At 73.2% G+C, this 4,433-nt stretch carries 3 protein-coding genes and 1 pseudogene; all 4 read right to left on the minus strand.

The genetic code is table 11. The features are described from left to right. Positions 1–334: pseudogene (locus ACTUAL_RS12460) on the minus strand (rhamnulokinase); the annotation flags it as partial. Positions 335–346: 12 nt separating this feature from the next. Beyond that, a complete protein-coding gene (locus ACTUAL_RS12465) occupies positions 347–2,377 on the minus strand; it encodes a bifunctional aldolase/short-chain dehydrogenase (RefSeq protein WP_440900341.1) in 2,031 nt (676 codons plus the stop codon). Between the two features lie 2 nt (positions 2,378–2,379). Further along, on the minus strand, positions 2,380–3,558 hold the full coding sequence (gene rhaI / locus ACTUAL_RS12470) for an L-rhamnose isomerase (protein WP_440900342.1): 1,179 nt from the start codon (positions 3,556–3,558) through the stop codon (positions 2,380–2,382). A gap of 63 nt (positions 3,559–3,621) precedes the next feature. Further along, positions 3,622–4,433: rhamnose ABC transporter substrate-binding protein (gene rhaS, locus ACTUAL_RS12475; RefSeq protein ID WP_440900343.1), on the minus strand; the 812-nt coding region annotated here is incomplete at its 5' end.

Consider the following 4,433-nt stretch of genomic DNA (forward strand, 5'->3'; position numbering starts at 1 on the left):
CCTCCGGCACCAGGGCGTGCACCCTGGCGGGCATCCCGGCGGTGCGCCCGTCCCGGTGGTGCGCGGGCGGGCGCAGCAGCGCGCCGTCCGCGTCGAGCAGCCCGTAGTCCACCGCCCACGAGTCGATCCCGATCCCGTCCAGGCGGCCGGCGGCGCGCCGCCCGGCCACCGACTCGGCGAACAGCGCGCCGGTGTCCCAGCGCAGCACGCCGCCACCGTCCACCGGCCCGTTGGGGAACCGCCGCACCTGCGTGAGCCCCACCCGGCCGCCGCCGACCTCGCCGACCACGACCCGCCCGCTGGTGGCCCCGAGGTCCACCGCCGCCACCCGCACCGCGCGCCCCCTCTACCTCAGGAACGCCGCGGCGACACCGGCGTCGACCGGCACGTGCAGCCCCGTGGTCAGCGACAGCTCCCCGCCGGTCAGCGCGAACACCGCCGCCGCCACGTGCTCGGGCAGCACCTCGCGCTTGAGCAGCGTGCGCTGCGCGTAGAACGCGCCCAGCTCCTCCTCAGGCACCCCGTACACGGCGGCCCGCTGCGCGCCCCAGCCGCCCGCGAAGATGCCGCTGCCGCGCACCACCCCGTCCGGGTTGACGCCGTTGACGCGGATGCCGTGCCCGCCCAGCTCGGCGGCCAGCAAGCGGACCTGGTGCGCCTGGTCTGCCTTGGCCGCGCCGTAGGCGACGTTGTTGGGCCCGGCGAAGACCGAGTTCTTCGAGGCGATGTAGACGATGTCGCCGCCGGCGCCCTGGTCGATCATGGTGCGGGCGGCGGCCTTGGCGACCAGGAACGAGCCGCGCGCCATGACCCGGTGCTGGAGGTCCCAGTCCTGCTCGGTGGTCTCCAGCAACGACTTCGAGATGGACAGCCCGGCGTTGTTGACCACCAGGTCGAGCCCGCCGAACGCCAGCGCCGCCGCCGCGACCGCCGCGTCCACCTGCCCGGCGTCGGTGACGTCGGCGACCACCGGCACGGCCCGGTCGGGCCCGCCGACGCCCTCGGCGACGGCCTTCGCGGACGCGCCGTCCAGGTCGGCCACGACGACGCAGGCCCCTTCCGCCGCAAGCCTCTCCGCCACCGCCTTGCCGATCCCGGAGCCCGCGCCGGTGACCAGCGCGACCCGTCCGGCGAGCGGCTTGGGCTTGGGGAGCCTGCGGAGCTTGGCCTCCTCCAGCTCCCAGTACTCGATGCGGAACTTCTCCGACTCGGGGATCGGCGCGTACCGCGAGACCGACTCGGCCCCGCGCATGACGTTGACCGCGTTGACGTAGAACTCGCCCGCGACGCGCGCGGTCTGCTTGTCCTTGCCGAAGGAGAACATGCCCACACCGGGCACCAGCACGATCGCCGGGTCCGCGCCGCGCATCGGCGGCGAGTCGGGCAGCGCGTGCCGCTCGTAGTAGGCGCGGTAGTCCTCGCGGTAGGCGGCGTGCAGCTCGCGCAGCCGCGCGATCGTCTCGTCCAGGGGCGCGGACGGCGGCAGGTCCAGCACCATGGGGCGGATCTTGGTGCGCAGGAAGTGGTCCGGGCACGAGGTGCCCAGCGCGGCCAGGTCGGCGAGCTTCTCGCGGGCGCAGAAGTCCAGCACGGCGTGGCAGTCGGTGTAGTGGCCGACCTGGCGCGCGTCGGTGGAGGCCAGGCCCCTGACGACCGGGGCGAGCGCGGCGGCGCGCGCGTGCCGCTCGTCCTCGGGCAGTGCCTGGAATCCGGGCACGAGGGCGCCGAACGGCTCACGGGAACCCTTGCGCGCCAAGAACTCCTCGGCGGTGCGGATGATCTCCAGCGAGCGCGCGGCGCACTCCTGGGAGCTCTTGCCCCACGCGGTGATGCCGTGCCCGCCGAGGACCACGCCGATGGCGTCCGGGTTGGCGCGCTCGACCTCGGCGATGTCCAGCCCCAGCTGGAAGCCGGGTCTGCGCCAGTCGACCCAGGCGACCCGGTCGCCGAAGCACTCGCGGGTCAGCTCGGGGCCGTCGGCGGCGGTGGCCAGGGCGATGCCGGAGTCCGGGTGCAGGTGGTCCACGTGCGCGGCGCCGACCAGCCCGTGCATGGCCGTGTCGATCGACGGCGCGGCCCCGCCCCTGCCGTGCAGGCAGTGGTCGAGCGCGGCGACCATCTCGTCCTCGCGCCCCTCGCCGGGGTAGACGTCGACCAGCGCGCGCACCCGGTCCAGCCGCAGCACCGCCAACCCCGACTCGGTGAGCGTGCCCAGGTCGCCGCCCGATCCCTTGACCCACAGCAGTTCCACGTCCTGGCCGGTGACCGGGTCGGGTCCGGAGCCCTTGGCGGAGGTGTTGCCGCCCGCGTAGTTGGTGTTGCGCGGATCGCTCCCGAGCGCGTTGCTGCGGGCGATCAGCTCCTCGGGCACGGACATGCTCACGCTCCCCATCCGGCCTGCCGCCCGTCGGCGCGCGCGGCCTCGATCTCCTGCTGGTAGCCGCTGCGCTTGTAGGCCGCGACGGGGTCGGGGTCGAGCCCGGCGTCCGCGCGCACCTGCGCCAGCAGCGGGCGCACGTCGGTGTTGTAGGCGTCCATGAGCACCGCGTTGGCCTCCAGCACGTCCCCCGCGGTCTGCGCGGCGGCCAGCGCGTCCCGGTCCACCAGCAGCGCCTTGGCCGTGGCCTCCTGGACGTTCATCACCGACCGGATCACCGCCGGGACCTTGGCCTCGATGTTGTGGCACTGGTCGAGCATGAAGTTGATGCCGCGCGCCGGGTCCAGGGCGTCGGCGCGCACGATCTCGTTCATGATCCGGTACAGCTGGAACGTGTCCGCCGCGCCCACCATGAGGTCGTCGTCGGCGTAGAAGCGCGAGTTGAAGTCGAACGCGCCGAGCCTGCCCTGCCGCAGCAGGAAGGCGACGATGAACTCGATGTTCGTGCCCGGCGCGTGGTGGCCGGTGTCGATGCACACCGCCGCCTTCGGCCCCAGCTCCGCGCAGTGCGCGTACGAGGTGCCCCAGTCCGGCACGTCGGTGGCGTAGAACGCGGGCTCGAACAGCTTGTACTCCAGCAGGATGCGCTGATCCCCGCCCAACCGGTCGTACGTCTCGCGCAGCGCGGCGGCGAGCCGGTCCTGGCGGTCGCGCAGGTCGTCCTGGCCGGGGTAGTTGATCCCGTCCGAGAACCACAGCTTCAGATCCCGCGACCCGGTGGCGTCCATGACGTCCACGGCGTGCAGCAGGTGGTCGGTGGCCTTGCGCCGCACCCGCGGGTCCGGGTTGGTGACCGAGCCGAGCTTGTAGTCGTCGTCCTGGAAGACGTTGGTGTTGATCGCCCCCAGCCGCACGCCCCGGTCGGCGGCGTACCGGGCGAGCGCGCCGTAGTCGTCCACCCGGTCCCACGGGATGTGCAGCGCGACGGACGGGGCGACGCCGGTGAACCGGTGCACCGCGGCGGCGTCGTCGACCTTCTCCTCGACGGTGCGCGGCACACCGGCCTGGGCGAAGACCTTGAAGCGGGTGCCGGAGTTGCCGAACGCCCACGACGGGGTCTCGATCGCTTGCCGGGACAGGGCTTGCTTGACTGCGCTGGTCGGCTCGGGCACGGGTGGCACCGCCGTTTCCTGCTCGGGGGACGGCCCCGGCGCCGCTCGCGTCCGCCGGGACCGCTCCGGTGGTCAGAAGTCGAACTGGTCGATGTTGGCGGCGTCGAACACCGTGGGCGGGCCGAGGACGACCTCGCCGTCCGCGCCGATCGTGTAGTCGCCGAGCCTGCCCGCCGTGAACTCCTCGCCCTGCGCGCCGGTGATGCGGCCGGAGGCGAGGGCGACGCCCGCGTGGGCGGCGAGGTAGCCGATGTCGGCCGGGTTCCACAGCGCGAACCGCTCCACGGTCCCGTTCTTGACGTGCTCGCGCATCTGGTTCGGGGTGCCAAGGCCGGTCACGGCGACCTCGCCCTTGTAGCTGGAGGAGCCGACGTAGCGCGCGGCGGCGGCGATGCCGACCGTGGTGGGGGCGACGATCACCTCCAGGTCCGGGTGCGCCTGGAGCAGCCCCTGCGCCTCCTGGAAGGACTTCTGGTCGTCGTCGTTGCCGTAGACCGTCTTGACCAGCGTGAGCCCGGAGTTCTGCGGCTTGGCCAGCTCGCTCTCGACGACCGCGATCCAGGCGTTCTGGTTGGTGGCGTTGGGGGTCGCGGACAGGATCGCGATCTCCCCCGACCCGCCCGCGAGCTGCGAGGCCAGCTCCACGAGCTTCTCGCCGACGCCCTGCGCGGTGGCCTGGTTGACGAACACGTCGCGGCAGTCCCTCGCGGCGTCGGAGTCGAACGAGACGACCTTGATGCCCGCCTCGCGCGCCTGCTTGAGCGAGGGGCACACCGCGTTCTGGTCGTTGGCGGCGATGCCGATGACGTCCTGCTGCTGCTGGATCAGCGTGTTGATGTAGCTGACCTGGGAGGAGGCGCTGGCGTCGTTGGGGCCGACGAGCT

The organism is Actinosynnema sp. (assembly GCF_052038725.1).